This is a genomic window from Mesorhizobium sp. M0678, assembly GCF_040320505.1.
Lineage (GTDB): Bacteria > Pseudomonadota > Alphaproteobacteria > Rhizobiales > Rhizobiaceae > Mesorhizobium.
On sequence record NZ_JAMYPT010000024.1, the window covers coordinates 1 to 25,538 of the forward strand.

A 25,538-nucleotide genomic window follows, 5' to 3' on the forward strand; every position below is an offset into this window, starting at 1 on the left:
CGTCCGCCAGACTCAACTGACCCAGAACACGATCCGCCATCCCGAATCTCCCTGCTTCGACCATCATCACAGAATCACCGATCGGCTTCTGTGCAAAGGTCTCCTTGTGGGAGAAGGGGAGACGCTGCGAGCAGGATCGTTTCACGTGAAACAGTCCCCCCTATTCCTGGGCCCGTGTTTCACGTGAATCACCGCCGGTGCTCCTTCCCCTATGTTTCACGTGAGTCATTTCCCAATACAAAACTGCGAAAAAATCACATCGAGCATGTCTTCGACATCGACCGACCCAACGATTCGTCCGAGCCGATCCGCCGCCAGGCGCAGCTCCTCGGCCTGCAGTTCCTGGCCGCGATCACCACTGGCCACTGCTGCGAGCAGGAAGCGTTTCGTCTCGTTGAGCAGCTCGACGTGCCGCAGCCGCGACGGCAGGATATCGCCGGCCTTGCCGATCTGGACTGCGGCACGACGCCCGATCTCGTCCAGCAGTTCGGCCAGACCCGTGCCGTCCCGCGTCGAGATAGCGAAATCATAGCGCACCGCGGGCGAGGGCGATTTGCCCCCCAACAGGTCAATTTTTGTTCCGACCCTCAGCGCCTGAATGTCGCTCGTCAGCACACCGATCGCGATTGGCTCCGCCAGATCCTCCAGCAGCAACAGCAGATCAGCGCTGTGCGCCTTGGTCCTGGCCTTCTCGATGCCGATCGCCTCTATCTTGCCGGGCGCCTCGCGCAGACCGGCGGTGTCGGTTACCCTGACCCGCACCCCTTCCAGGTCCAGTGCCACCTCGAGCAGGTCGCGGGTCGTGCCCGGCTCGTCGGTGACGATGGCCGCTTCGCGCCGCGCCAAGGCGTTGAACAGGCTGGACTTGCCGGCATTCGGCGCGCCGAGGATTACCACTTCGAACCCATCGCGAATGATTTCGGCAGCGCGGAAGCCGGCGACGTGGCGCTCTATTTCCCCGATCATCGCCCGGACATCGGACCAGACTGTATCGGCGACCGAGCCCGGCACGTCATCCTCGTCGGCAAAGTCGATCTCGGCCTCGATCATCGCGCGGGCGTGGATCAGCCGTCGGCGCCAGCCCAGATAGAGTTCGCTCTGCACGCCTTGGGCGTTGTGAACGGCAAAGCGCCGCTGCGCCTCGGTTTCGGCGTTGATGAGATCGGCCAGCGCCTCGGTTTCGACCAGATCGAGCTTGCCGTTGAGAAAGGCGCGGCGGGTGAATTCGCCAGGCTCGGCATGCCTGACACCGTCGAAGGAGGCGATCGTTTCCAGCATCCTCGCCACAACGGCGCGCCCGCCATGCACATGGAACTCTGCAACGTCCTCGCCGGTAAAACTGTCGGGACCGGCAAAGAAGACGGCAAGGCCGCTGTCCAGCACCGATCCGTCGGGCGCCCGGAACTTGCGATAGGTGGCAACGCGGTTTGGCACCTTCGATCCCGCAATCGTTTCGACAGCGAATCGACTATGCGGCCCGGAAATCCGGATCACCGCAATGCCGGCCGGCAGGCGCCCGCTCGACAGCGCCACGATGGAGTCTTTTGAAATCATTTGCCCGCTCTGCCGAAGCGCCCTAGCTATGCCTGTTCAATCCGCATCGAGTAGTGCCGTGACATTGCCTGCACAAAACCTGCTTGCCGAAGAGGCCAGCCCCTATCTGCAGCAGCACAGCGGCAATCCCGTGCACTGGCGGCCATGGTCGCCCGCCGCTCTGGCCGAAGCAAAGGTGCTGCAGCGTCCGATCCTGCTCTCTGTCGGCTACGCCGCATGCCATTGGTGCCATGTCATGGCGCATGAGAGCTTCGAGAACGACGACGTCGCCGCCGTCATGAACCGTCTCTTCGTCAATATCAAGGTCGACCGCGAGGAGCGCCCCGACATCGACCAGATCTATATGGCGGCACTGTCCTCGATGGGCGAGCAAGGCGGCTGGCCGCTGACCATGTTCCTGACCCCCGACGGCAAGCCGTTCTGGGGCGGCACCTATTTTCCGCGCGAGGCGCGCTACGGCCGGCCGGGTTTCGTCCAGGTGCTGGAGGCGGTTGACAAGGCTTGGCGGGAGAAGAAAGAAAGCGTTAACCAGAGTGCCGACGGCCTGACCACGCATGTCGAGACGCGGCTGGCGGGCAGCCATGGCAAGGCCGTGCTCGACCGCGGCATGCTGGCGAACCTCGCCAATGGCATTGACGGCATGATCGACCGCGATTTGGGCGGCCTGCGCGGCGCGCCGAAATTCCCCAACGCGCCATTCATGCAGAGCCTCTGGCTGTCCTGGCTGCGCGACGGCACCGCATCCCACCGCGACGCTGTTCTCCTCAGCCTCGAAAAGATGCTGGCCGGCGGCATCTATGACCATATTGGCGGCGGACTCAGCCGCTACTCGACCGACGCCGAATGGCTGGTCCCGCATTTCGAAAAAATGCTCTACGACAATGCCCAGCTCATCCGCTTGTGCAATTGGGCCTATGCGTCAACCGGCAAGGAATTGTTCCGGCTGCGAATCGAAGAGACGATTGCCTGGCTGTTGCGCGAAATGCGAGTCGAGGGCGATGCCTTTGCCGCCAGCCTTGATGCCGATAGCGAGGGCGAGGAGGGGTTGTTCTACACCTGGAGCAGGGATGAGCTCGAAGCAGCCCTTGGCGACGATTCAGCATTGTTTTTCAAATACTTCACGCTTGCCGGTCCGCATGGTTGGGAAGGCAAGCCGATCATTTGCCAGACTGATGCTCAACTGGCGCAGAGCGTCGTCGATCGTGACCTTCTGGTTCCGCTCAAGCAAAGGCTGCTGGCAGCGAGGGAACAGCGCGTGCGGCCCGGGCGTGACGGCAAGGCGCTGACCGACTGGAACGGCTTCATGATCGCAGCCCTTGCCGAGGCCGGACGGTCGCTTGGCCGATCCGACTGGATCGAAGCGGCGGCAGCGGCCTTTGCCGCAATTGCGGCTGCCGGACGTGACGGCCGCCTGCCGCATTCGATGCTCGGCGCAAAGAAGCTGTTTCCGGCTCTGTCGAGCGACTATGCCGCCATGGCCAACGCCGCCATCTCACTGTTCGAGGCGACCGGCAATCCCGACTATATCGATCGCGCCGAGAACTTCATTGAGCAACTCGATCTTTGGCACCGGGACAGCGACAAGACCGGCTATTATCTGACCGCGTCCGACAGCGCGGATGTGCCGATCCGCATCCGCGGCGATGTCGACGAAGCCAATCCTTCCGCTACCGGCCAGATCATCGAAGCCCTGGTCCGATTGTCGTCGCTTTCGGGCGATCTCGATCTCTGGGAAACAGCCTGGACAGTCGCAGAGCACGCGGGCGGGCGGGCGGAGCACCAGGGCTATGGCCAGGCGGGTATAGTCAATGCCTGTGCCTTGGCGCTTGAACCGCTGAAGCTGGTGATCGTGGATAGACCGGAGAATCCAAGGCTTGTTCCGGTTGCGAATCGAAATCCAGACCCGCGCCGGGTGGACATCGTCGTGCCTGTTGGCTCGGCGACAAATCTGCCGGCCTTGCCAGGCGGCGTCATGCCGCCAACGGCCGAGCCCGGCGCCTGGCTCTGCACGGGGCAGGTCTGCCTGCCGGTGGTGACTAGTGCCGAGGAGCTTGAGCGGCTGTTGCACCGGCAATGAGTCCAACGCGGCTCCCCCTTCTCCCCTTGTGGGAGAAGGTGGCCGAGCGAAGCTCGGTCGGATGAGGGGTGTTCCAGCTTGGCGCCGACGGAGTTCCGTCCGGCACCCCTCAACCGGCTTGGCGCTGCGCGCCAATCCACCTTCTTCCACAAGGGGAGAAGGGAAGGACGGCGCCGGCCAACCCCCTACGTATTCATCGAATCGAAGAAATCCGCGTTGGTCTTGGTCTGCTTGAGCTTGTCGATAAGGAACTCGATGGCGTCGGTCGTTCCCATCGGCGCCAGGATGCGGCGCAGCACGAAGATCTTCTGCAGGTCCTGGCGCGGAACCAGCAGGTCTTCCTTGCGGGTGCCGGATTTGAGGATGTCCATGGCCGGATAGATGCGCTTGTCCGCCACCTTGCGGTCGAGCACGATTTCCGAATTGCCGGTGCCCTTGAACTCTTCGAAGATGACCTCGTCCATGCGGCTGCCGGTATCGATCAGCGCTGTCGCGATGATGGTCAGCGAGCCGCCTTCCTCGATATTGCGGGCAGCACCGAAGAAGCGCTTCGGCCGTTGCAGCGCATTGGCGTCGACACCGCCGGTCAGCACCTTGCCGGACGACGGCACGACGGTGTTGTAGGCGCGGCCGAGGCGGGTGATCGAGTCCAGCAGGATGACCACGTCACGGCCGTGCTCGACCAGGCGCTTGGCCTTTTCGATGACCATTTCGGCGACCTGGACGTGGCGCACCGCCGGCTCGTCGAAGGTCGAGGACACCACCTCGCCCTTCACCGAGCGCTGCATGTCGGTGACTTCCTCCGGCCGCTCGTCGATCAGAAGCACGATCAAATAGCATTCCGGATGGTTGGTGGTGATCGAATGGGCGATGTTCTGCAGCAGCACCGTCTTGCCGGTGCGCGGCTGCGCCACGATCAACGCGCGCTGGCCCTTGCCGAGCGGCGCCACCAGGTCGATGACGCGCGCCGAAATATCCTTGGAGGTCGGAACCTCCATCTCCATCTTCAGCCGCGAGGTCGGATAAAGCGGCGTCAGATTGTCGAAATGGATCTTGTGGCGGATTTTTTCCGGGTCGTCGAAATTGATCGTGTTGACCTTGAGCAGCGCGAAATAGCGCTCGCCCTCTTTCGGGCTGCGGATCGGCCCTTCGACCGTATCGCCGGTCTTCAGCGAGAACCGCCGGATCTGCGACGGTGAAATATAGATGTCGTCGGGACCTGGCAAATAGTTGGCATTGGCGGAGCGCAGGAAGCCAAAGCCGTCCTGCAGCACTTCGACGACGCCGTCGCCGATGATCTCGATATCCTGGGTCGCCAGCCTCTTCAGGATCGCGAACATCAGCTCCTGCTTGCGCATGACGCTGGCATTCTCGACTTCGAGCGATTCCGCATAAGCGATCAGCTCTGGCGGCTTCTTGTTCTTGAACTCTGTGAGTTTCATTTCTTGCATCATTAGACGGACTCTGAGTAAGCTTTGGGAAAAATATCGGCGGGATGCGACAAATGCCGGGCGCGGCCGAAGCGATAAATGGGCGGCGCATGACGGGAAGGAAGACCCGTCTTTTATCGTCGGTCGGTTGAAAGAGCAAGCCGCCTTTTGCGGGCAACCGAAGACGTCAGAACGGTTTCACGATAACCAGGACGACGATGACGATCATCAGCAATGTAGGGATCTCATTGACGATCCGCCAGTGCCTTGCCGATTTTTCATTGCGGTCTTCGGCAAATTTCCGGACGGCGCCGGCGAGATAGCCATGCACGGCCGACAGGCCAACCACCGCAGCGATCTTGGCATGCAGCCAGCCGCCTTGAAAACCAAAGCCTTTCCAGGCAAGCCACAGGCCGAATGCCCAGGTGATCACCATTGCCGGATTGATGATGCCGCGCAGCAGCCGGCGCTCCATCACCTTGAAGGTCTCCGACTGGACGGAGCCTTTTTCGGCATCGGCATGATAGACCAGCAAGCGCGGCAGATAGAGCATGCCCGCCATCCAGGAGATGACGGCAATCACATGGATCGCCTTCGCCCAAGGATAGAAATCATCGGGCCCGAACAGCAACAGCAGCCCGGCCAGCACCAGGAAAATGGCGATCGCGATTGCCGCGCGGCGCATCGCGCCCTTACCGGTGTTGGTGCCGTTCGCATTGTCCGCGCCCATCATCGTCACGATGCGCTCCGCACCAGCTTGACCATCCGCTCGACATGAGCGAGCGGCGTCTCCGGCGTGATGCCGTGGCCGAGATTGAAGATCAGCGGCCCGTCGCCCAGCGCCTTCAAGATCGCCCCCACGCCGTCGTCAAGCGCCTTGCCGCCGGCTACAAGCCTCAGCGGATCGAGATTGCCCTGCACGGCGCCGTCACGCTGCAATTCCTTCGCCGTCGACAATGGCACGGTCCAGTCGAGGCCCAGCCCGGTCACGCCGGTCTTCTGGCGATAGCTTCGATAGTGATCTCCCGCGCCCTTGGGAAAGCCGATGATCGGAACATTGGGATGGGCAGCCTTCACTTGCCGGACGATCGAGGCCACCGGGTCGACGCAGAACAACTCGAAAGACGCTTCGTCGAGTACGCCTGACCACGAATCGAAGATCTGCACCACGTCGGCGCCGGCCTCGATCTGGCGGATCAGATAAGCACCCGAATGATCGGCCAGCACCTTCAGCAGCCTAAGAAAGGCCGCCGGCTCGCGATAGGCGAACAGCCTGGCCGGCGCCTGGTCGGGCGTACCGTGGCCGGCAATCATGTAGGTCGCCACCGTCCAGGGCGCACCGCAGAAGCCGATCAGCGTCGTTTCATCAGGCAGTCTGGCGCGCAACCGCCGCACCGTCTCGTAGACCGGCTCGAGATTCACGTGAAACGTTTCGCCGTCGAGAGCCGCAATTTCCGCAGCCGTGATCGGCGTCAGCAGCGGGCCGCGTCCTTCCTCGAAGCGCACGTCGCGGCCGAGCGCATGCGGCACGACAAGAATATCGGAAAACAGGATCGATGCATCGAAGCCGAAGCGTTCGATCGGCTGCAGCGTCACTTCGACGGCGAGATCCGGGTCGTAGCAAAGATCGAGGAAGGATCCGGCCCGTCTCCTCGTCTCCCGGTATTCCGGCAGATAGCGGCCGGCCTGGCGCATCATCCAGAGCGGCGGCGGAAACGCCGCTTTGCCTCTCAACACGTCCAGCACGATCCGGTCTTGAGGCATTGAGCGCTCGCCTTTCCAGGCTTCCCTATAATTAAATATTCTATTTTTAGGAATCTTATGATTCTAAGAGTCTGTTGGTTGTGGTGGTTGTCTCCTGTCCCGCTTTGCCCTCGAAAAGACCAGCCAGCATATTGTCGCGCGCTTCTCCAGCGGGATTGCAGGACTTTGTGGAAAATCGGGAATTTACGACTGGAGTCAATGCGTTGCCGCCACGCCAGGGAAATTGCCCCTGTGGATGAAGCGAAGGCAAAAAGCTCCGTCCCCGGACTTGTCCCCAACCGCCCGGAGAAGCCGACAGCACATCGAATTGTGGACAAACCGGCATCTGATACAGTCGCTTTGCGGTGGCCGAGTTTTCCGCCCGGCTTATCCACATCGGCCCACAGCCTGGAATGTATCCTGTGAACAAACCGCAGAGCTTCTTTCACCTTCATCTGATTTCCGACGCCACCGGCGAAACGCTGCTGGCCGCCGGCCGCGCGGCTTCCGCGCAATACAAGGATGCGCGCGCCATCGAACATATCTACCCGCTCATCCGCACCGAAAAGCAGGTGACGAAGGTGTTCGAGGACATCGAGGAGGAGCCGGGCATCATCCTCTACACGGTGGTCGACCAGAAGCTTGCCCGCGGTATCGACGAACGCTGCGCGGCCATGGGCCTGCCTTGCGTCTCGGTGCTGGAGCCGGTGCTGACGGTGTTCCAGTCCTATCTCGGCACGCCTGCCGGCCGACGCGTCGGCGCCCAGCATGTGCTGAACGCCGAATATTTCCGCCGCATCGACGCGCTCAACTTCACCATGGAGCATGACGATGGTCAGCTGCCGGCCAATATGGACGATGCCGACATCGTGCTCGTCGGCATCTCCCGCACCTCGAAGACGCCGACCAGCATCTATCTCGCCAATCGCGGGATCAAGACCGCCAACATCCCGATCGTGCTCGGCGTGCCGGTGCCCGAAACCCTGGTCAATGCCAGGAGGCCGCTGATCGTCGGCCTGGTCGCCACCGCCGAACGGATCTCGCAGGTTCGGCAGAACCGCATTCTCGGCACCAGCGCCTATGAGCCGACCGACTATGTCGACCGTGCCGCGATCGCGGAAGAGCTCACCTATGCCCGCCAGATATGCACGCGGCACGGCTGGCCGATGATCGACGTCAGCCGCCGTTCGATCGAGGAGACGGCGGCGGCAATCGTTGCCCTGCGCGGCAAGACGCGGTAGGGTTTGGGCGCTTGTGCTGTGGGTGGTCCTTACCTTCTCCCCTTGTGGGAGAAGGTGGCCGAGCGAAGCTCGGTCGGATGAGGGGTGTTCCAGCTTGGCATCACCTGCACTCCGTCCAGCACCCCTCAACCGTCTTGGCGCTGCGCGCCAATCCACCTTCTCCCACAAGGGGAGAAGGAAAGATCAGGCGAAAAAAATGGCTGAAAAAATCATCCTTGCCTCGGGCAGCCCGTTCCGCAAGGCGCTGCTCGTCAATGCCGGCGTCACTGTCGAAGCGGTTCCGGCTTCTGTCGATGAGCGCGCGCTCGAGGCGCCGCTGCAGAATAGTGGCGTATCGCCGGAGGACGTCGCCCTGGTGCTCGCCGAAGCCAAGGCCACCGACGTCAGCGAGCGCAAGCCCGGCGCCCTAGTGCTCGGCTGCGACCAAACGCTGTCGCTCGGCGACGAGCTGTTCCATAAGCCGGCCGACATGGAAGGAGCGCGCCGTCATCTGCTGGCGCTGTCGGGCAAGACGCATCATCTCAACAGCGCCGTCGTGCTCGGCCGTGACGGCCAGGTTCTGTGGCGGCATGTCGGCATCGCCAGCCTGACCATGCGCAAGCTCGATCCGGCCTTCATCGGCCGCCATCTTGCGCGCGTCGGCGCCAAGGCGTTGTCCAGCGTCGGCGCTTACCAGATCGAAGGCGAAGGCATCCAGCTGTTCGAAAAAATCGAAGGCGACTATTTTACTATTGTCGGCCTGCCACTTTTGCCGGTGCTGGCCAAGCTGCGTGAGTTCGGGGCGATCGATGGCTGAGGCCACGAAAAAGGCGTTTGTCGCGGGCCACCCGATCGCGCATTCCAGGTCTCCGAAGATCCACGGCTACTGGCTGGCGAAATACGGCATCGGCGGCGTCTACGAGGCCATCGACGTTGCACCGGAGGCGTTTGCCGAATTCCTGCAGACGCTGCAGGCACAAGGCTATCGCGGCGGCAACGTCACCATCCCGCACAAGGAAGCCGCCTTCGCTTTGGCCAAGCGGCGTGACGCCGACGCCGAACAGATCGGTGCGGTCAACACGCTGTGGTTCGAGGATGGCGAATTGTGCGGCGGCAACACCGATGCCCATGGCTTTGCCGCCAATCTGGACGAATATGCACCGGGCTGGGCGGCCAACGGCCCCGCCGTGGTGCTCGGTGCCGGCGGCGCCGCTCGCGCGGTCATCCATGCGCTGAAGCAACGCGGCATCAACGATATCCGCATCGTCAACCGGACGCTTGCGAGGGCGCAGGACCTGCGCGACCGCTTCGGTGCAGGCGTTTCCGCCCACAACCTCGCGGCGACCGGCGAATTGCTCGAGGATGCCGGCCTGCTGGTCAACACGTCTGCGCTCGGCATGCACGGCAATGAAGGCCTGTCCGCCGACCCGGGCAGACTGCCTAGCCGTGCCATCGTCACCGACATCGTCTACGTGCCACTGGAGACGCCGCTCCTTGCCGCGGCCAAAGCGCGCGGCCTGAGAACCGTCGATGGGCTCGGCATGCTGCTGCACCAGGCGGTGCCCGGCTTCGAACGCTGGTTCGGCACCAGGCCGCAGGTCACCGCCGAACTGCGGCAAATGATCATCGCCGATATCGGCGCGATAAAATGATCGTGCTCGGCCTCACCGGATCGATCGGCATGGGCAAGTCGACCACCGCAAAGATGTTTGCCGAGGCCGGCGTGCCGGTCCATGATTCCGACGAGGCGGTGCATCGCCTCTATGCCGACCAGGCCGCCCCCATGGTCGAGGCGGCCTTTCCCGGGACCACCCGATCCGGTGCGGTCGATCGCACAAAGCTGGCCGAACGGGTGCTCGGCGACGCCGCCGCCCTGAAACGTCTGGAAGCGATCATCCATCCGTTGGTCCGTGCCGACGCCGATGCCTTCCTGGCTGAAAATCGTGCCGCCGGCGCGCCGCTTGCCGTGCTCGATATACCGCTGCTGTTCGAGACCGGCGGCCGTGATCGCGTCGACAAGGTCGTGGTCGTCACCGCGCCGCCTGAAGTCCAGCGCGCCCGCGTGCTGGCGCGGCCGGGCATGAACGAGGAGAAACTGGCGTCGATCCTGGCCAGGCAGGTTGCCGACGCCGAAAAGCGCCGGCGCGCCGACTTCGTCATCGACACCGGTCAGGGCTTTGACGCCGCTCGCGCGGCCGTCAAGGCGATCATCGCCGAACTAGTCGTGGATAAGGCAGCCAGGCCTGGTTAAGAGGCTTGCAGACCCACATTACTTGTTGCCATTTTGTTCCTGGTGTGATTCGGCTAGAATGATGCCGGAACCAGTGGACTGATTCGATGCGTGAGATCATCTTCGATACGGAAACCACCGGCCTCGACACGCGCGAGGACCGCGTCATCGAGCTTGGCGGCATCGAGCTGGTCAACCGCTTTCCGACCGGCCGCACCTTCCACAAATACATCAACCCGCAAGGCCGCCCGATCCATCACGAAGCGCAGGCCGTGCACGGCATCAGCGCCGCCGATCTTCAGGGCGAGCCGACTTTCATGGAGATCGCCGAGGAGTTCCTCGCCTTCATCGACGGGGCCAAGCTGGTCGCGCACAATGCCGGTTTCGACATCGGCTTCCTCAATCTCGAATTCGGCCGGCTTGGCCATCCGGCCATCGATCCGGGACGGATTGTCGACACGCTGGCGCTGGCGCGCCGCAAGCATCCGATGGGCCCCAATTCGCTCGATGCGCTCTGCCGCCGCTACGGCATCGACAACGGCCGCCGCACCAAGCACGGCGCGCTGCTCGATTCGGAATTGCTGGCCGAGGTCTATATCGAGCTTATCGGCGGCAAGCAGGCAAGCCTCATCCTCGACAGCATCCTGACTCCGGCGGGCGGAAGGCAGAATGTCGACGACATCGATATTTCGATCGGTGTGCGGCCGATCGCCTTGCCATCGCGCCTGACCGACGCCGAGCGCACCGCGCACGCGGGCATGGTTGGCACATTGGGCGAAAAGGCGCTCTGGCTGCGCGTCCCCCCGGAAGCGAGTTCCGCCGCATAGTGATTTTGACAGGTTGCGGTCATCGGCAGCGAACGTCGATAGTTCCGTTCAGTGGCAAATCGCAAACCTTGGAGATTGGCTGAAATATCCCTCCAATTCGTCATCCCAGGGCGGAGCAAGGAGCAAAGCGACGCGGCGCAGACCCTGGGATCCATGCCGTTACCACGCGGCAGTGCGCCTGCGGACCAGAACCGAACTACCACCCCGTTCCGCGAAAAAGCTCGAACCACTCTGGATTGGTCTTCTCGATCAGCTCGATCTTCCACTGCCGCGGCCAGCGCTTCAGCGACTTCTCGCGCTGAATGGCGTCACGAATGTCGAAATGTTCCTCGTACCAGACCAGGCGCTGCACGCCGTAGCGGCCGGTGAAGCGCGAACCTTGGCCGGATTTGTGCTCCGGCATGCGGCGGCCGAGATCGTTGGTGACGCCGATGTAGATCGTGCCGCGCTTCTGGCTAGCGGTCATGTGGGTATAGCCGGTCATGGCTGAAGGGTAGCTGGCACAGTTGCGGATACAAGCGCCGTTCTGAGCCGCTGTATTCTTCGGCTGATGTAACGGCATGGATCCCAGGGTCTCCGCGACGTCGCTTCGCTCCTGCTCCGCCCTGGGATGACGAAGACGTGGTGATATTCGGCTAATCTCGAAGATATTCGACTTGCCGCTGAAGAGAACCATCGACGCTTGCGTCCGATTGGCCTTCAGCCTTTCGGGCGGGACATCATTATAAAAAACCCGGCGCAAGGCCGGGTTTTTCCAAACGCTAGCGAGACAACCGCTTCAGCTCACCTTGACCTTGGCGGCAGCCTGGTCCTCGGCCAACTTCTGCTGGAACATCTGCGCGAAATCGATCGGGTCTAGCATCAGCGGCGGGAAGCCGCCATTGCGTGTTGCCTCGGCGATGATCTGCCGGGCGAACGGGAACAGCAGCCGCGGGCATTCGATGAACAGGATCGGCAGCATGTGCTCCTGCGGGAAGCCGCTGATGGAGAAGACGCCGCCATAGACCAGTTCGACATTGAACAGCACTTCCTGGTCGAACGACGCTTTGGCGTTCAGCGTCAAATTGACGTCGAACTGCTTGTCGGAAAGCGGATTGGCGTTGACGTTGACATTGATGGCGATGCCCGGAGCCTTGTCGCGGCCGCGCAGCGAGTTCGGTGCGCCCGGGCTTTCGAAGGACAGGTCCTTCACATATTGCGCAAGCACGTTGAGCGAAGGCTGCGCCGCATTTCCATTACCGTTGGCTGCGCCGGTCGGCGCGTCGTCGTTGCTGGCCATAAGCTGTGGTCCTTTTGCCTGGGCAGCGTTGCTGACCGGATTGAAATTCGGGCGTTCGCTATCATGGCCGGCCCGACAAGACAAGTTTGCAAAAGACGCCGGTTGCCTTGCAGCTACTCGTCCTTGAGGCGGCGCCAGGGAGAACCCGGTCCGCGCGTATGGTCGTCGGCCCGCGAATAGTCGCCGTCGTCGAGATCGATGGTCTTGCCGCGTTGCCTTGCCCGCAAATCACTGCTGAAATCGGTGGCCAGCACGATGCGGCCTTTCAGCATCCGCCAGGCAAGATCGCGCACCGGCGGCAGGAACAGCAGAAGGCCGAAAATATCCGAGATGAAGCCGGGGATGATCAAAAGGATCGCGGCCAGCACGATCATGGCGCCATGCGCAAGCTGGCCGCTCGGATCACGCCCGGCATCCATTTCGGCACGGACCCTGGCCATCACGCCAAAACCCTGGTGCCGCAGCAGCAAGGCGCCGGCAATGCTCGAGGCCAGCACCAGCCCGACCGTCGCCAGCGCGCCGATCTGGCGGCCGACAATGACGAAACCGGCTATCTCCAGCAGCGGAAGCGTTAGAATGAACAGGGGAAACAGCGAGATACGCAAATCTTGACCGATCGTTTCGATGTTTTGCCGGCCGGCGAGCAATCGCCGCTGGCACCAGAGCTGTTAGATAGGTATGGCTGCCTTTGATTTGAATGATTGCGCCATGCGTTCTATATGCTTTGGATACCGAACGCTATGTGATCGCGGCCCTTGCTTGGCCGCTGGTCCGGCCAAAGCAGGGATTGATTGGCGCAAGATATGGGCTTCTTCGACTTCGGCACGATTTTCTTTCTGATTGCGGCGGTGGTGATCTTCTTCCAGCTGCGCAACGTGCTTGGCCGACGCACGGGCAACGAGCGCCCACCCTTCGATCCATATACGGCAGCGCGCAAAAACGACAAGGATGCCGCCCAGAAACCCGAGAACGTGGTCTCGCTGCCGCGCAAGCGCCTGGCGGGAGAGCCGGCGGCCGATGCCTATGTGGCGATCGATGCCTTTGCCAAGCCGGACACCGATCTCAACCGGGGCCTGCGGGCGATCAAGGACAATGATCCGACCTTCGATCCGAAGACCTTCGTCGACGGCGCCAAGATGGCCTACTAGATGATCGTCATGGCCTACGCCGATGGCGACCGCAAAACGCTGAAGAACCTTTTGTCGCGCGAGGTCTATGACGGCTTCGTCGCGGCCATCGGCGACCGTGAGGCGAAAGCCGAAAAGATCCAGTCCTCCTTCGTCGGCATCGACAAGGCCGACATCGTTTCGGCCGAGATGAAGGGCAGCGAGGCGCACATCACGCTGCGCATTGTCAGCGAGCTGATTTCGGCGACCCGCGACAAGGCCGGCGCCGTCATCGACGGCGATCCCGAAACCGTCGCCGAGGTCAAGGATGTCTGGACCTTCGCTCGTGACGCGCGCTCGCGCGATCCGAACTGGAAGCTCGTCGCCACCGAAGAAGAAGACTGAACTGGACGGCGGCGGAGGCTGTCGTGTCGCTTTCTCGAGCCTTCAGCGAAAAATCCTTTGGCGAATTGCCGGGCTGGGGCGAGGACGACCATCTCCCTGCCTTTGACGCCTTTCGCCGCTCGGCCTTTCATATCCTGACGAAACCCTACCGCTCCGGCGCGCTCGGCGTCGATTACAATGGCTTTGCCGACGCCTATGCCGAAGCGCGCACCGTTTCGCCGGCGAATCGGTTGCAGGCCCGAAGCTTTTTCGAGCGCCACTTCGTGCCGGCCCGTATCGATGCCGAAGGTGGTGGTCCCGGCCTGGTCACCGGCTTTTACGAGCCGGAGGTCGAAGCCTCGCCGGTACGCACGCAACGGTTTTCGGTGCCGTTGCTGTCGCGCCCGGCCGATCTTGTCGACGTCGACGACGGCAATCGTCCTTCCGGCATGGATCCTTATCTCGCCTTCGCACGTGCGGCGCCGAACGGCCCGGTCGAATATTTCGACCGCGGCGAGATCGAGTGCGGCGTGCTTGCCGGAAAAAGGCTGGAAATTGCCTGGCTCGCCGACAAGGTCGACGCCTTCTTCATTCACGTGCAGGGCGCGGCGCGGCTCAAGATGACCGACGGCAGGCTTCGCCGCATCACCTATGCCGCCAAATCCGGCCAGCGCTTTACCGGACCGGGCCAGATCCTGAGCGAGGAAGGCGAGATCCCGCTGGAGAAAGTGACGATGCAGTCGATCCGTGCCTGGTTCAAGGCGCATCCGGAACGCGTCGACGAGATCCTTTGGCGCAACCGCTCCTACATCTTCTTCCGCGAGATGGGCGTCGACGACCCAGAGCTCGGCCCGATCGCTGCCGCCAAGGTGGCGCTGACACCCGGCCGCTCGATCGCCGTCGACCGGCTGCTGCACACGTTCGGCACGCCCTTCCATATCGATGCGCCGTCGCTGACCGCTTTCGACGGAAAACCGTTCCGGCGGCTGATGATCGCGCAGGACACCGGCTCGGCGATCACCGGGCCGGCCCGCGGCGATCTGTTTGCCGGGTCGGGCGATGCGGCCGGCGAGATCGCCGGCGTTATCCGCAACGCCGCCGATTTTTATGCGCTGATCCCCCGGTCGCTTGTTTCAGGAGCAGGCCGATGACCCGGCGCATCGACAGGCTGAGCGAGGACGACCGGGTGCTGTGGAACCTGGTGGCGCGCACGGCAAAGCCGCTGAAGGGCAAAACCGCCGTCGAAATTCCAGACGTCGGGCCGGAGATCGACGAGACCAGGCAGGCGCCGCCGCCGGCACAGGTCGCGGGCAATGCTGCCACGGCCGCAAAGCCGAAGGCGCAGCATGTCTCCCACGCACTCGACGAACCGACGCTGGACAAGCTGTCGAAGGGCCGGCTGCCGATCGAGGGCCGCGTCGACCTGCATGGCCTGACCCAGGCTGAAGCCTATTCCCTGCTGTTTTCCTTCCTGTGCCGGGCGCATGCCGGCGGCATCCGCTACGTCCTTGTGATCACCGGCAAGGGTTCCTCGTCGGGCGGCGATGGCGTCTTGCGGCGCGCCGTGCCGTCATGGCTGTCGACACCCGCCTTCCGGCCCCTCGTCTCCAACCACGACCATGCCGCCCGCAAACATGGCGGCTCGGGTGCGCTCTATATCCGCTTGCGGCGGGCGCGCTCATGAGGACACGCCCATGAGGGACGCATCTATGAGGATGCACCCATGAAGGTGCGCTTGTGACCCCATTCGGCGAAAAGCTTCGCGTGCTGAGAAACGAGCGCGGCGTCAGCCAGAAGGACATGGCCAAGGCGATCGGCGTCAGCGCGGCCTATCTCTCGGCGCTCGAACACGGCCGCCGCGGTGCGCCGAGCTGGACGCTGATCCAGAAGATCATCGGCTATTTCAACATCATCTGGGACGAGGCCGAGGAACTGGCGCGGTTGGCCGAAACCTCGCATCCGCGCGTCAAGCTCGACACGTCGGGTCTTAGCCCGGCGGCGACCGAGCTTGCCAATCTCCTGGCCGACAACATCGAAAAGCTCGACGAAGCCGAGCTTCGCCGCATCATTGCGTCGATCCGCGCCGCGCTGGCACAGCCGAAATGAGTTGCCTTGTTACTGGACCGAGCCGACCAGCACCTGCTGGCCGCCGCGGATCGAGACCCAGCGGCCGGTATTGTCAATCGCCTGCCGCTTGAGGAAACGATAGCCGGTCTGGTCCCAGGAGCGGACCTGGTCGGTCAGATTGTCGAGGATGTAGTCGCCCTTGTCGGTGCGCACCGTCAGCACGGCGTGGCCTTCGCCATCCGGCTTGCGCACGACGGTCATAAGCAGATCGGAAAACGAGACGCCCAGCCGGTTCAGCTCACGGCGCTTTTCCAGGACATAGTCCTCGCAATCGCCGACGCCCTTGTCGGGATAGGCCCAGACCTCGTCCTCGCCGTAGATGTCGAAGTCGCTCTCCGGCTTGACGGCGGCGTTAACCCTTGCCGTGACGCTGAGCAGCTTGCGCCACAGCGAGCCTGTCAGGCTGGCGGGCGACAGATCCTTCGGGCGGATCGAGCATTCGGACGCGTAGCTCTTGCAGAAATCATAATGGCCGATCGGCTGCGAGGTCGGGCCACCTGTTATCATCGGGCTGGCTGCCGAGGCCGAACCGGCCCAACCTGCCGCCACAGTAAGTCCGGCCAGCGCGCACAGGCGCAGCGTTCTCGCCATTGGTGAGGAAATCATTGTCCCCGCTTGTCCCTTGTTGTTAACGAAACGTTAAGGGGTATTTACAGTCCGTGTCAATTATGAGGATGGATTGATTTTGCGGCATGGTTACCCGCGTGGCGCCAACGCGACTATTGTGCAACAGCTCGGATGGACTACACCGATTCCAACCGGTAATTTTAGCGTTGGCCGACCTGACGCGAGGTCGCGGGCGCGGCATCATCGCTGGTCGCCTATTTCTTGCCGGTCCGGACCAGTTTCGGCTTCACCGCAACGCGGTTCTGACGGCCATAGCTGGTAATGAAATCAACGATGCGCGGCACGATTTCGGAGCGGAAGCGCGAGCCGTTGAACACACCATAATGGCCGACCGCCGGCTGCATGTAATGGGCGTGCCTGTCAGCCGGGATGTTGATGCACAGGTCGTGCGCAGCCTTGGTCTGGCCAAGGCCGGAGATGTCGTCGTTCTCGCCCTCGACCGTGAACAGGGCGACATTGCGGATCGCCGAAGGGTCGACCGCCACGCCGCGATGCGTCATTTTGCCCTTGGGCAAGGCCTGGCGGACAAACACGGTGTCGACGGTCTGCAGGTAGAATTCCGCCGTCAGATCCATCACCGCCAGATATTCGTCGTAGAACTCGCGGTGCTTCTCGGCATTGTCGCCGTCATGCTTCACCAGATGCATGAAGAAGTCCTTGTGGGCGATGATGTGGCGGTCGAGGTTCATGCTCATGAACCCCGAAAGCTGCAGGAAGCCAGGATAGACCTCGCGGCCGAAGCCCGGCACCGGCCAGGGCGCGCGCATGATGACGTTGTCGCGGAACCAGTCGATGCCCTTTTCCTGCGCCAGCAGATTGACCGCCGTCGGATTGCGGCGCGTGTCGATCGGCCCGCCCATCAGCGTCATCGTCGAGGGCACGAACGGATCACCCTTGGCTTCCATCAGTGCCGCCGCCGCCAGCACCGGCACTGAAGGCTGGCACACCGCCATCACATGGGTGTCGGGGCCCAGCGCATGCAGCATGTCGACGATGTAGTCGATATAGTCGTCAAGATCGAAGCTGCCGTCGGCCAGCGGCACCATGCGGGCGTCGACCCAGTCGGTGATATGCACGTCGGCATAGGGCAGCATCGCCTCCACCGTGCCGCGCAGCAGCGTCGCGTAGTGGCCCGACATCGGCGCGACGATCAACAGCTTCGGATCCGGCCGGCGCCCGGCCGGAACCGCGCGCTCGAAACGAACCAGGTTGCAGAACGGCCGCGACCAGACGGTGCGTTCGCTGACCTCGACGTTTTTCCAGTCGACCACGGTCTTGGTCAGGCCGAATTGCGGCTTGCCGTAGCGGCGCGTCGTGCGCTCGAACAGTTCGGCCGTTGCCGCAACCGAGCGGCCCCAGGACGTGTGTGAAACCGGATTGAGCGGATTGGAGTAGAACAGGCGCATCGCATCGGCATAGAGGCGGGCCGGCTGCAAGGCGGCGTGGTTCAGTTCGTAGAGCTGGTAGAACATCGAGAACCCCGCTGCCGACTGCGATCGAAGGGCCGACGAGCAGCGCCGAGCCTTGAATGCCTTGCGGGGAAGTTAGCAACAATCTGCTGCGATGCAATACGTCAACTTGCGTGATTTATGCTCGTTCTTTCGTCCAAGGCGTTGAGAATCCGCCTGGAACGGCAACAGCCGGCTCAATGTGCACCTGCGAAGGCCTGGCAAGCAGCACGGCTATTGGGGATGAGCGTCGGAGGCGGTGTCCGGCCGTGGCGGCCGTTAGACCCGTGCCATGCAGACAGCGGTGTGACCCGAGCTGATGAAGCCAAGCTGGCTGGCGGCGCCCTTCGACAGATCGAGCATCCGGCCCCTGATAAACGGGCCGCGGTCGTTGATACGCACGACGACGCTGCGGCCATTGTTGCGGTTGGTCACCTTCAGCTTGGTGCCGAACGGCAGGCTGCGATGCGCTGCGGTCAGCGCCGACGGGTTCATGCGTTCGCCGGAAGCGGTTCTGGAATGCAGTGAGTACCAGGAGGCACGGCCGCACTGCGCGGCGGCGCTGGCACTGGATGCGCCGACCATCAGGCCAGCCGCGGTCATGGCCGCGACAAGCGCGGTCCGGTTGCTTTTGTTCATGTGTTGGGGACTGGCTCCGTTGACAGACCCGCAGCGGTTAGGGGCGAATGAGGCAGCAAATGCGGCAATGATCTGTCGGTTCCATGACAATGTTACACGTTTGGAGTCGGTGCGAAACAATTTGTCAGAGAGTTTCCGCAGCACGACACAGCTTCTTTGATGATCGTTGCACCGATCTCCGCATGTCTTGCGCAGGATCAGAGGTTAGCATCCAAGTAGAAGTTGGCGTGACCGAACCGCTTCTTTTAGCTGTTCCATTCCGGCCGGAACGCGGCTGACGATCGACTTGGAAAGGAGTTTCAGCAATGAGATTGATCAAAAATCTGCTGGCCTTGATTGTGCTCGCCACCGGCGTGCTGTGGTCATTGCAAGGCATCGGCCTTATCGGTGGCAGCTTCATGACCGGCCAGTCGCAATGGCTCTATGTCGGCATCGTCACCGCGCTGGTTGGCCGGGCTGGCCTGGGCGAACCGCTCGCGTGGTTGAGCAGGCGTCGATCCTCAGGCATTGGCCGGAGCAGCACACAGCGGACCGTGGCAGCCCGGTCACCGCGACCAGTACTGCCAGCCCCAGTAGAAACTTTCGTCGCGCGGCGGTAAGCGGTTGCGCTCCGCGTCCAGATGCACCGGCGTCGGCGTTTTGCGTTCGTCGTCAGGCGGCTGTTTGTCTCCGGCCTTGATCAGGCGGAGCCAATGGCCGAAATGCGCAAACAATACAGCGGTGGAATGGGGCATCGTCACGTCTCCGGTCCGGTTACTCCCGCCCCGCCCACGGGACCAGCACCCGCTCGATCCTGCGGATGATGAATTCGAGCACGAAGGCAATGGCCGCGATCACCAGTATGCCCATCACCACCACGTCGGTGACGAGGAACTGGGCAGCGGACTGGATCATGAATCCGAGCCCGCGCGTCGCGGCCACCAGCTCGGCGGCAACCAGCGTCGACCAGCCGGCGCCAAGCGCGATGCGCAGGCCGGTCAGGATCGAGGGCAGCGCGCTGGGCAGGATGACGTGCCTGATCACTTGGCGCCGCGTGGCGCCAAGTGAGCGCGCTGCATTGATGCGGTCCTTCGATACGCCGCGAACACCCGATGCCGTCGACAGCGCAACTGGCGCCAGCATGGCAATGGCAATCACCAGGATCTTGGACGGCTCGCCAATGCCGAACCAGATAATGATCAGCGGCAGATAGGCGAGCGGCGGGATCGGCCGCAGGAATTCGAGCAGCGGATCGAAGATGCCGCGCCCGATCGTGCTGATGCCGATAGCCAGCCCGATGGGAACGCCGACGAAAACGGCCGCGATCAGCGCTGCAAACACCCGCCACAGGCTGGCGGCGATATGCTGGAGCAGCGTCGCGTCGACAAAGCCGTCACGGGCGACGACGACAAATTTGTTCCAGACTGCGACAGGCGACGGCAGGAAAACCGGCGACACCAATTGCAGGCGGGCCGATGCCGTCCACGCCGCCAGCATCATCAGAATGGTGATCGCGCTAACCACGCGGGCCGAAACGCGGCTGCGTCTCGGCCGCGGCCGCGACCATGGCACCGACAACCCGTCGGCTCCGTCGTCGACCTTGGAGCGCTGCGGCCGCTCGGTATAGGAGGTAACGGTCATGCTGCCTCCCCTTCGAAGATCGCGTCGGTCAGCTCGCCGCGCGCCGCGGCGAAGGCGGGATCGGCCTTGATGCTGCGAATGGCCTCGCCGGCTGCATAGCGCCGGCTGAAGCCGGTCTCGAAGCTCTGCACCACCCGGCCAGGGCCGGGAGCGAGCACAATGATGCGGGTGGCAAGAACCAGCGCTTCGTCGATGCCGTGCGTGACCATCAGCACGCCGACCTGGCTTGCCGTCCACAGATCGAGCAGCGTTGTCTGCATGCGTTCGCGTGTCAGCGCATCGAGCGCGCCCAGCGGCTCGTCGAGCAGCAGGAATTGCGGCTCGGCCGCCAGCGCCCGGGCCAGGCCGACCCGCTGGCGCATGCCGCCGGAAAGCTCCCAGATGCGCTTATCGCCGGCGCCGTCGAGCTTCACCAGCGCCAGAAGCTTGTCGGCGCGCCGCGCCCGTTCAGCCGCCCTGACACCGCGCAGCCTGAGCGCAAAGGCGACATTTTCCCGCGCGGTCAGCCACGGAAACAGCGCGTCGTTCTGGAACACGACGGCGCGGTCAGAGCCTGGCGCCGTGACCGGCCTGCCGCCAATCGTGGCGCGTCCGCGCACAGGCTCGACCAAGCCCGCAGCGACGTTGAGCAACGAGGTCTTGCCGCAGCCGGAGCGGCCGACCAGGACAACGAAGTCATCCTTGGCGATTTCAATCGACACATTTTCGACCGCCGGCGCCGGCTGACCGTCATAGTGGACCGAGACCTTGTCGAGCACGAGATGCGTCATGGGAACCTCGCCGATATTCCGAATCTGTCTGCCCCGAAGCCGCTCCTCGCAAGCGGTTCGGGGCAGGGAGCACGCGGCGTCAGGGAAGGAGAACCGCGCGCGTTGGCGTCAGTTCGAGGCAAGCGCTTCGCTGACATATTTCGACGACACGTATTTCGAATAATCCGGCAGCACGGCGTCAATCTTGCCCTGCTCCTTGAGGAAGGCCGATGTCGCCTCGACCGCCTTGACCGTGCCGCCACCGAGGAACTTGTCCGAGGCCTGCTCCTCGAGCGTCGGGAAGACATAGCCCCTCAGCAGTTGCGGCACGTCTTCGAGCTTGGCCCCGGTGATCCTGGCAATCTTGGCCGCTTGCGGCGAGGACACCGACCATTGATCCGGCTTGGCCAGGAAGTCGGCATAGGCAGCGCCCGTCACTTTGACGAAGTCGCGCACCGCTTCCGGGTTCCTTTCGGCGAAGTCGGTGCGCACGATCCAGGCGTCGAAGGTCGGCGCGCCCCAGGCGGCGACCTGGGAGGAATCCAGCACGACCTTGCCCGTCGTCTTGATCTGGCCGAGTGCCGGATCCCAGACATAGGCGGCGTCGATGTCGCCGCGCGCCCATGCCGCCGCGATCTCCGGTGGCCGTAGATTGAGAATATCGACCGACTTCGGGTCGACACCCTCATGCTTCAGCGCGGCAAGCAGGCTGTAATGCGTCGTCGAAACGAAGGGCACCGCCACCTTCTTGCCGGCAAGGTCGGCGGCCTTCTCGATGCCGGCGCCGTTGCGGGCGACAAGGGCTTCGGATTCGCCGATCAGCCCGACAATGAAGATTGTCTGGATGGGAAGCTCGTGGCTCGCCGCCGCCGCCAGCGGGCTCGAGCCGACATAACCGATGTCGACCGAACCGGAAGCGATCGCCGCGATCACGTCGGCGCCGGAATCGAATTTCCGCCAGTCGATTGTCGACTTGGTCGCGCTCTCATAGGCGCCGTCGGCCTGCGGCACCTTCGAGGGTTCGACGACCGTCTGGTAGCCGATAGTGATCTTGAGGTCCTGCGCATCGGCTGGGCCGAGAAAGGCCGCACCAGCCAAGGCCGCCGAGGACAAGAGAACGATACGTCGCGAAATGGTGGACATGAAAGGCTCCTTGGAAAACGAGAAAAACCCGGATTGCGTTTCATAGTCACCTAACTCTATCGTTCTTGTAGAGTTAAATCCTTCCAATCGGTTCGGTCTTGTTAGAAAAAGTCATCTGGCTATGGCAGTTGCACATTCGCACGCTTCTGGGTGACGGGACGGCCCGGGTGAGAACCATCGTCCTTGCCCGGGGAACCTCTTCCACGTCGTCCATGCGCGCACCAAGGATTTTCCCGTTTTCGCCCCTGCATCGGCAAACCATGCTGCGAGTAGCCAAGAAATTGGAAACAAGTTCCCTGTGTTCGCGGTTAAGTCTAGTATCCTTATCGACATTGAAGGATTGGAGAGGACGATGAGCGACGCCACCCTCCTTGTTGCCGCGCGCGGCATGCTTTGGCCTTCAAATTCAGGGGCAGAAACTGCTGTCGGTATTCTCGCCGATGGGGACATTCCTGCCGCCGGCCAGTTTGGCGGTACGCCATTGGCGGCGGCTTCTGTGCTTCCAAAAGCACAAGCCCCGGCCAAAATGGCCATTGCGGCGTGAAAACGAAGCAAAATCAACGTTTCTCGGCTTGTATATCATGTCACTAGAATTTATCTGTAGTGACAGCTTGGACGCGGCGGGGAGGCACGCCAGGCGTTTCGCAACCGGTGGCCTTGCGCCATCGCATGACAGAGAAACGTTCGGGTTATGCTCACAAAAAAAGGTAAATACGGCCTCAAGGCGCTCGTCCATCTGGCACGCCTGCCGGTTGGACAGCTCGCCTTCGTCAACGACATCGCCACAGGAAACAATATTCCGAAGAAGTTCCTCGATGCCATCCTTGGCGAATTGCGCAATGCCGGTTTCGTTCAGAGCCGCAAGGGCAAGGAGGGCGGCTACCGGCTGGCACGCCCGGCGGACGAGATCAAGGTCGGCCACGTCGTGCGCGTGCTCGACGGACCGCTTGCCCCCATTCCTTGCGCCAGCCGCACCCAGTATCAGCGCTGCGAAGACTGCAACGAGGCGACATGCCAAGTCCGACACCTGATGCTGGAGGTCCGGCAGGCCATCGCCGAGGTGCTGGACCAGCGCAGCCTCGCCGAAATGCGCGACATCGCCGGCGACGAGGATTTTTCGGCGGCGTTGAAAATCCAGGCCTGAACCAATCTCTCCTGAGCCGGCGACGATCGCCAGGACAGCTGGTGTGCGCATGACCGTGCGCGCTACGCCAAGTTCGATCATCATTGTCGGTGGCGGTGCAAGCGGCGTCGTGCTTGCCGCGCATCTGCTGAAGTCGCCCAATCCCGATCTACGTGTCAGCTTGATCGAAAAACGCCCTCATTTTGGGCAAGGCATGGCCTATTCAACGCTGCTGTCGGCGCATGTGCTGAATGTCAGCGCGTCGGGCATGAGCGCCTATGCCGACGATCCCGGCAATTTCTCGCGCTGGCTGCTTGAACGCGGCCTGGCAACGCCGGAACAGGCGCCGGTCTATGCGCCGCGCAGCGTCTACGCCCGCTATCTCAAGGAGCTTCTCGACGAGCTCGAGGCGCGTGAGCAGCAGACGGGCCGGCTGCGCCTAATCCGCGAGGAGAGCCTGTCGATCTCGCCGACCGCGTCAGGCGTCGAAGTGGCGCTGGCCAACGGCACCAGCGTGGTTGCGCATCTTGCCGTGCTCGCCACCGGCCACGACGAAGAGCCGGGGGCGGGGCAGGGGCATGCGATCAGGATGGGATCCGAGGCGGATACTGCGCTCGACCCCGAAGCCCGAGTCCTGGTCCTGGGCACCGGCTTGAGCATGGTCGATGCCTTCCTGTCGCTCGAGCAGCGCGGCCACCGCGGCGCGATCGTCGCGGTGTCGCGGCGCGGCCTGCTGCCTTCGCCGCATCGCAAGGGCAATCCGATCAAGCTCGACGTTGCCGACATTCCGCTCGGCACCCAGCTTTCCTATTTCGTCGGCTGGTTCCGCGACCTGATCCGGGAAAACCAGAAGGCCGGCATCGACTGGCGCGACGTCGTCGACGGTCTGAGACCCTTCAACCAGAAGATCTGGCAGAACTGGCCGTCCTCGGCCAAGCGCCGCTTCGTCGAGCACACCAAGGCCTGGTGGGACATCCACCGCCATCGCATGGCGCCGGAAGTCTACACCCGCGTTGCCGAGGCGGTGCAAGCGGGCCGCATCCGCCTTGTCGCCGGGCGCGTCGTCGAGATCGCCGCCGGCGACGGCTTCAGCGTACAGGTCCAGTCGCGCCACACGCAGCAGCTCGAAAGGTTCGACGTCACCCGCATCTATGATTGCACAGGCATCGCCAGGGACATCTCGACCACCTCGAACAGCGTGGTGCGGTCGCTGGTCGAGCGTGGGCTGGCACGGCCGGATCCGCTGCGCCTCGGCCTCGACGTGACCGCGAACTGCGAGGTCATCGCCGGCGACGGCACGGTATCCGCCAAGATCCTCGCCGTCGGGCCACTGACGCGCGGCACCTTCTTCGAAATCGACGCCATTCCCGATATTCGCGTGCAGTGCGCGCGGCTGAGCAAGCGCTTGCTCGGATGAGGCTCCCTTCGTCTTGGCGCAATTCGGACGCAAGACCGCCGCCGTTGGGTGAAAAGACCTCGACGGCATAAACGCGTTCGCTGAAGACGAACCAGGGGTGCGGGAGCTCGCTCCACCAGAGCCGACCGGCCAGCCCGTGGTGGTCGAGACAGCCAGGCGATGACGCCACACGTTTCGGCTGTCTCGCATTGACCGTATTGGTGTCGCGGACGCCCATCTTCGTTCTCCTCCATGGATTTTGTAGCCGGCCAGGCCGTGAGCCGCGACCCTGGCCAGATGACCGGGCAAATTCTGCTTCCGTTGTCACCGTGCCTTGCCTAGCATTGGCGCATGACCCAACGCGGAAGACTGTACGGCTGTCCGGTCGAGTTCGCGCTCGACGCGCTCGGCGGCAAATGGAAGACGGTGATCCTGGCGCGGATCAAGGAACAGCCGATGCGCTATTCCGACCTGCGCCGGCTGATCCCCTCACTCTCGGACAAGATGCTGACGCAGCGCCTGGCCGAGCTTGTCGAGATCGGCTTCGTCACGCTCGAGACGTCGCCGGACGGCAAGGGGCGCTACGCCTTGACCGGGCGCGGCGGTGATCTCGCCGCCGCGCTGCAGGCGCTCTATGACTGGGGCAGCGTGCATGGCCGCGCCGAGGGTGTGCGCTTTCGCACCGACAGCGCAGCCACCACCTAGATCAATTCCGGGAAAAGCGCGGAGCGGTTTTCCGTCCGCAATGTGTGAAGACAAAGCGATGGAGCGGTTCGGCGTTGCCGTGAAACGGTGGGTCGCGCGGCAAGCCGATTG

At 63.0% G+C, this 25,538-nt stretch carries 27 protein-coding genes and 1 pseudogene; 14 read left to right on the forward strand and 14 right to left on the reverse strand.

The features are described 5' to 3' along the window. Positions 1-225 precede the first annotated feature (225 nt). Complete coding sequence (gene mnmE, locus NKI29_RS28070) at positions 226-1,554, reverse strand: tRNA uridine-5-carboxymethylaminomethyl(34) synthesis GTPase MnmE (RefSeq protein ID WP_352570100.1); 1,329 nt, start codon at positions 1,552-1,554, stop codon at positions 226-228. Between the two features lie 58 nt (positions 1,555-1,612). Here mnmE and NKI29_RS28075 point away from each other — a divergent pair, with 58 nt between their 5' ends. Further along, positions 1,613-3,631, forward strand: a complete 2,019-nt coding sequence (locus NKI29_RS28075) for a thioredoxin domain-containing protein (protein WP_352570101.1) — start codon at positions 1,613-1,615, stop codon at positions 3,629-3,631. A gap of 185 nt (positions 3,632-3,816) precedes the next feature. On the opposite strand, the gene rho is transcribed toward NKI29_RS28075, so the two are convergent. The 3 genes from rho to hemE all read right to left on the reverse strand — a co-directional run bounded on the left by rho (position 3,817) and on the right by hemE (position 6,825). Continuing rightward, entirely contained in the window at positions 3,817-5,082 is a 1,266-nt protein-coding gene (gene rho / locus NKI29_RS28080) for a transcription termination factor Rho (RefSeq protein ID WP_023675925.1), read from the reverse strand. 166 nt (positions 5,083-5,248) lie between these two features. Beyond that, the gene (hemJ, locus tag NKI29_RS28085; protein WP_031211566.1) at positions 5,249-5,794 is read right to left on the reverse strand and encodes a protoporphyrinogen oxidase HemJ; all 546 of its coding nucleotides are present in this window, start codon (positions 5,792-5,794) and stop codon (positions 5,249-5,251) included. 2 nt (positions 5,795-5,796) lie between these two features. Further along, positions 5,797-6,825: a uroporphyrinogen decarboxylase gene (gene hemE, locus NKI29_RS28090; RefSeq protein ID WP_352570102.1), complete on the reverse strand. Its 1,029-nt coding sequence runs from the start codon at positions 6,823-6,825 to the stop codon at positions 5,797-5,799. Between the two features lie 401 nt (positions 6,826-7,226). Between hemE and NKI29_RS28095 the strand changes: the two genes are divergently transcribed. From NKI29_RS28095 to dnaQ, 5 genes are all read left to right on the forward strand, one after another. Then, positions 7,227-8,045, forward strand: coding sequence for a pyruvate, water dikinase regulatory protein (locus tag NKI29_RS28095; protein WP_352570103.1), 819 nt, complete (start codon positions 7,227-7,229; stop codon positions 8,043-8,045). Between the two features lie 196 nt (positions 8,046-8,241). Further along, positions 8,242-8,841, forward strand: a complete 600-nt coding sequence (locus NKI29_RS28100; protein WP_352458815.1) for a Maf-like protein — start codon at positions 8,242-8,244, stop codon at positions 8,839-8,841. Continuing rightward, entirely contained in the window at positions 8,834-9,676 is an 843-nt protein-coding gene (locus NKI29_RS28105) for a shikimate dehydrogenase (RefSeq protein ID WP_352570104.1), read from the forward strand. Before NKI29_RS28100 ends, NKI29_RS28105 begins: the two co-directional genes overlap by 8 nt. Continuing rightward, on the forward strand, positions 9,673-10,275 hold the full coding sequence (gene coaE / locus NKI29_RS28110; RefSeq protein ID WP_352797971.1) for a dephospho-CoA kinase: 603 nt from the start codon (positions 9,673-9,675) through the stop codon (positions 10,273-10,275). Before NKI29_RS28105 ends, coaE begins: the two co-directional genes overlap by 4 nt. 86 nt (positions 10,276-10,361) lie before the next feature. Continuing rightward, positions 10,362-11,081, forward strand: a complete 720-nt coding sequence (gene dnaQ, locus NKI29_RS28115; RefSeq protein WP_352570107.1) for a DNA polymerase III subunit epsilon — start codon at positions 10,362-10,364, stop codon at positions 11,079-11,081. A gap of 196 nt (positions 11,082-11,277) precedes the next feature. Here the strand turns inward: dnaQ and NKI29_RS28120 are convergent, their stop codons facing one another. The 3 genes from NKI29_RS28120 to NKI29_RS28130 form a co-directional block, all read right to left on the reverse strand. Then, positions 11,278-11,565 (reverse strand): GIY-YIG nuclease family protein, encoded by a 288-nt coding sequence (locus tag NKI29_RS28120; protein ID WP_352798016.1) that lies wholly within the window; start codon positions 11,563-11,565, stop codon positions 11,278-11,280. Positions 11,566-11,859: 294 nt separating this feature from the next. Continuing rightward, a complete protein-coding gene (gene secB, locus NKI29_RS28125) occupies positions 11,860-12,360 on the reverse strand; it encodes a protein-export chaperone SecB (RefSeq protein ID WP_023675917.1) in 501 nt (166 codons plus the stop codon). 113 nt (positions 12,361-12,473) lie between these two features. Continuing rightward, positions 12,474-12,965, reverse strand: a complete 492-nt coding sequence (locus NKI29_RS28130; protein WP_352570108.1) for an FxsA family protein — start codon at positions 12,963-12,965, stop codon at positions 12,474-12,476. 198 nt (positions 12,966-13,163) lie between these two features. Here NKI29_RS28130 and NKI29_RS28135 point away from each other — a divergent pair. From NKI29_RS28135 to NKI29_RS28150, 4 genes and pseudogenes are all read left to right on the forward strand, one after another. Further along, positions 13,164-13,871 (forward strand): annotated as a pseudogene (locus NKI29_RS28135) (Tim44/TimA family putative adaptor protein). A gap of 23 nt (positions 13,872-13,894) precedes the next feature. Next, entirely contained in the window at positions 13,895-15,001 is a 1,107-nt protein-coding gene (gene mltA, locus NKI29_RS28140) for a murein transglycosylase A (protein ID WP_352570110.1), read from the forward strand. Continuing rightward, positions 14,998-15,534 (forward strand): Smr/MutS family protein, encoded by a 537-nt coding sequence (locus tag NKI29_RS28145; RefSeq protein ID WP_352797974.1) that lies wholly within the window; start codon positions 14,998-15,000, stop codon positions 15,532-15,534. The genes mltA and NKI29_RS28145 overlap by 4 nt, the downstream gene beginning before the upstream one ends. Before the next feature lie 53 nt (positions 15,535-15,587). Then, positions 15,588-15,956, forward strand: a complete 369-nt coding sequence (locus NKI29_RS28150) for a helix-turn-helix domain-containing protein (RefSeq protein ID WP_352570112.1) — start codon at positions 15,588-15,590, stop codon at positions 15,954-15,956. A 9-nt stretch (positions 15,957-15,965) separates the two neighbouring features. Here the strand turns inward: NKI29_RS28150 and NKI29_RS28155 are convergent, their stop codons facing one another. The 7 genes from NKI29_RS28155 to tauA all read right to left on the reverse strand — a co-directional run bounded on the left by NKI29_RS28155 (position 15,966) and on the right by tauA (position 22,203). After that, a complete protein-coding gene (locus NKI29_RS28155; protein ID WP_352797976.1) occupies positions 15,966-16,583 on the reverse strand; it encodes a transglutaminase-like cysteine peptidase in 618 nt (205 codons plus the stop codon). Between the two features lie 215 nt (positions 16,584-16,798). Continuing rightward, positions 16,799-18,076, reverse strand: a complete 1,278-nt coding sequence (locus NKI29_RS28160) for a polyhydroxyalkanoate depolymerase (protein ID WP_352570116.1) — start codon at positions 18,074-18,076, stop codon at positions 16,799-16,801. Positions 18,077-18,331: 255 nt separating this feature from the next. Beyond that, entirely contained in the window at positions 18,332-18,691 is a 360-nt protein-coding gene (locus NKI29_RS28165; RefSeq protein ID WP_352570118.1) for a septal ring lytic transglycosylase RlpA family protein, read from the reverse strand. A 545-nt stretch (positions 18,692-19,236) separates the two neighbouring features. Next, positions 19,237-19,425, reverse strand: a complete 189-nt coding sequence (locus tag NKI29_RS28170; protein WP_352575418.1) for a hypothetical protein — start codon at positions 19,423-19,425, stop codon at positions 19,237-19,239. Between the two features lie 19 nt (positions 19,426-19,444). After that, complete coding sequence (locus NKI29_RS28175; protein WP_352697403.1) at positions 19,445-20,311, reverse strand: ABC transporter permease subunit; 867 nt, start codon at positions 20,309-20,311, stop codon at positions 19,445-19,447. Next, a complete protein-coding gene (locus tag NKI29_RS28180; RefSeq protein WP_352570124.1) occupies positions 20,308-21,081 on the reverse strand; it encodes a taurine ABC transporter ATP-binding protein in 774 nt (257 codons plus the stop codon). The genes NKI29_RS28175 and NKI29_RS28180 overlap by 4 nt, the downstream gene beginning before the upstream one ends. Before the next feature lie 108 nt (positions 21,082-21,189). Beyond that, positions 21,190-22,203, reverse strand: a complete 1,014-nt coding sequence (gene tauA, locus NKI29_RS28185) for a taurine ABC transporter substrate-binding protein (protein WP_352570126.1) — start codon at positions 22,201-22,203, stop codon at positions 21,190-21,192. A 352-nt stretch (positions 22,204-22,555) separates the two neighbouring features. On the opposite strand from tauA, the gene NKI29_RS28190 reads away from it, so the two are divergent. The 4 genes from NKI29_RS28190 (at position 22,556) to NKI29_RS28205 (ending at position 25,427) form a co-directional block, all read left to right on the forward strand. Further along, entirely contained in the window at positions 22,556-22,747 is a 192-nt protein-coding gene (locus NKI29_RS28190; protein WP_352570128.1) for a hypothetical protein, read from the forward strand. A 147-nt stretch (positions 22,748-22,894) separates the two neighbouring features. Continuing rightward, positions 22,895-23,347 (forward strand): RrF2 family transcriptional regulator, encoded by a 453-nt coding sequence (locus NKI29_RS28195; RefSeq protein ID WP_023675902.1) that lies wholly within the window; start codon positions 22,895-22,897, stop codon positions 23,345-23,347. Between the two features lie 49 nt (positions 23,348-23,396). Then, entirely contained in the window at positions 23,397-24,743 is a 1,347-nt protein-coding gene (locus tag NKI29_RS28200) for an FAD/NAD(P)-binding protein (RefSeq protein ID WP_352697401.1), read from the forward strand. Between the two features lie 330 nt (positions 24,744-25,073). Then, positions 25,074-25,427: a winged helix-turn-helix transcriptional regulator gene (locus tag NKI29_RS28205; RefSeq protein WP_352570132.1), complete on the forward strand. Its 354-nt coding sequence runs from the start codon at positions 25,074-25,076 to the stop codon at positions 25,425-25,427. Positions 25,428-25,538: the final 111 nt, after the last annotated feature.

What these genes read in the sequence shown, in the direction of transcription:
- mnmE (WP_352570100.1), bottom strand. Translation starts at nt 1,554, where the DNA reads ATGATTTCAAAAGACTCCATCGTGGCGCTGTCGAGCGGGCGCCTGCCG.
- rho (WP_023675925.1), bottom strand. Translation starts at nt 5,082, where the DNA reads ATGCAAGAAATGAAACTCACAGAGTTCAAGAACAAGAAGCCGCCAGAG.
- hemJ (WP_031211566.1), bottom strand. Translation starts at nt 5,794, where the DNA reads ATGATGGGCGCGGACAATGCGAACGGCACCAACACCGGTAAGGGCGCG.
- hemE (WP_352570102.1), bottom strand. Translation starts at nt 6,825, where the DNA reads ATGCCTCAAGACCGGATCGTGCTGGACGTGTTGAGAGGCAAAGCGGCG.
- NKI29_RS28100 (WP_352458815.1), top strand. Translation starts at nt 8,242, where the DNA reads ATGGCTGAAAAAATCATCCTTGCCTCGGGCAGCCCGTTCCGCAAGGCG.
- NKI29_RS28105 (WP_352570104.1), top strand. Translation starts at nt 8,834, where the DNA reads ATGGCTGAGGCCACGAAAAAGGCGTTTGTCGCGGGCCACCCGATCGCG.
- coaE (WP_352797971.1), top strand. Translation starts at nt 9,673, where the DNA reads ATGATCGTGCTCGGCCTCACCGGATCGATCGGCATGGGCAAGTCGACC.
- dnaQ (WP_352570107.1), top strand. Translation starts at nt 10,362, where the DNA reads ATGCGTGAGATCATCTTCGATACGGAAACCACCGGCCTCGACACGCGC.
- NKI29_RS28120 (WP_352798016.1), bottom strand. Translation starts at nt 11,565, where the DNA reads ATGACCGGCTATACCCACATGACCGCTAGCCAGAAGCGCGGCACGATC.
- secB (WP_023675917.1), bottom strand. Translation starts at nt 12,360, where the DNA reads ATGGCCAGCAACGACGACGCGCCGACCGGCGCAGCCAACGGTAATGGA.
- NKI29_RS28145 (WP_352797974.1), top strand. Translation starts at nt 14,998, where the DNA reads ATGACCCGGCGCATCGACAGGCTGAGCGAGGACGACCGGGTGCTGTGG.
- NKI29_RS28155 (WP_352797976.1), bottom strand. Translation starts at nt 16,583, where the DNA reads ATGATTTCCTCACCAATGGCGAGAACGCTGCGCCTGTGCGCGCTGGCC.
- NKI29_RS28160 (WP_352570116.1), bottom strand. Translation starts at nt 18,076, where the DNA reads ATGTTCTACCAGCTCTACGAACTGAACCACGCCGCCTTGCAGCCGGCC.
- NKI29_RS28165 (WP_352570118.1), bottom strand. Translation starts at nt 18,691, where the DNA reads ATGAACAAAAGCAACCGGACCGCGCTTGTCGCGGCCATGACCGCGGCT.
- NKI29_RS28170 (WP_352575418.1), bottom strand. Translation starts at nt 19,425, where the DNA reads ATGCCCCATTCCACCGCTGTATTGTTTGCGCATTTCGGCCATTGGCTC.
- NKI29_RS28175 (WP_352697403.1), bottom strand. Translation starts at nt 20,311, where the DNA reads ATGACCGTTACCTCCTATACCGAGCGGCCGCAGCGCTCCAAGGTCGAC.
- NKI29_RS28180 (WP_352570124.1), bottom strand. Translation starts at nt 21,081, where the DNA reads ATGACGCATCTCGTGCTCGACAAGGTCTCGGTCCACTATGACGGTCAG.
- tauA (WP_352570126.1), bottom strand. Translation starts at nt 22,203, where the DNA reads ATGTCCACCATTTCGCGACGTATCGTTCTCTTGTCCTCGGCGGCCTTG.
- NKI29_RS28190 (WP_352570128.1), top strand. Translation starts at nt 22,556, where the DNA reads ATGAGCGACGCCACCCTCCTTGTTGCCGCGCGCGGCATGCTTTGGCCT.
- NKI29_RS28195 (WP_023675902.1), top strand. Translation starts at nt 22,895, where the DNA reads ATGCTCACAAAAAAAGGTAAATACGGCCTCAAGGCGCTCGTCCATCTG.
- NKI29_RS28200 (WP_352697401.1), top strand. Translation starts at nt 23,397, where the DNA reads ATGACCGTGCGCGCTACGCCAAGTTCGATCATCATTGTCGGTGGCGGT.
- NKI29_RS28205 (WP_352570132.1), top strand. Translation starts at nt 25,074, where the DNA reads ATGACCCAACGCGGAAGACTGTACGGCTGTCCGGTCGAGTTCGCGCTC.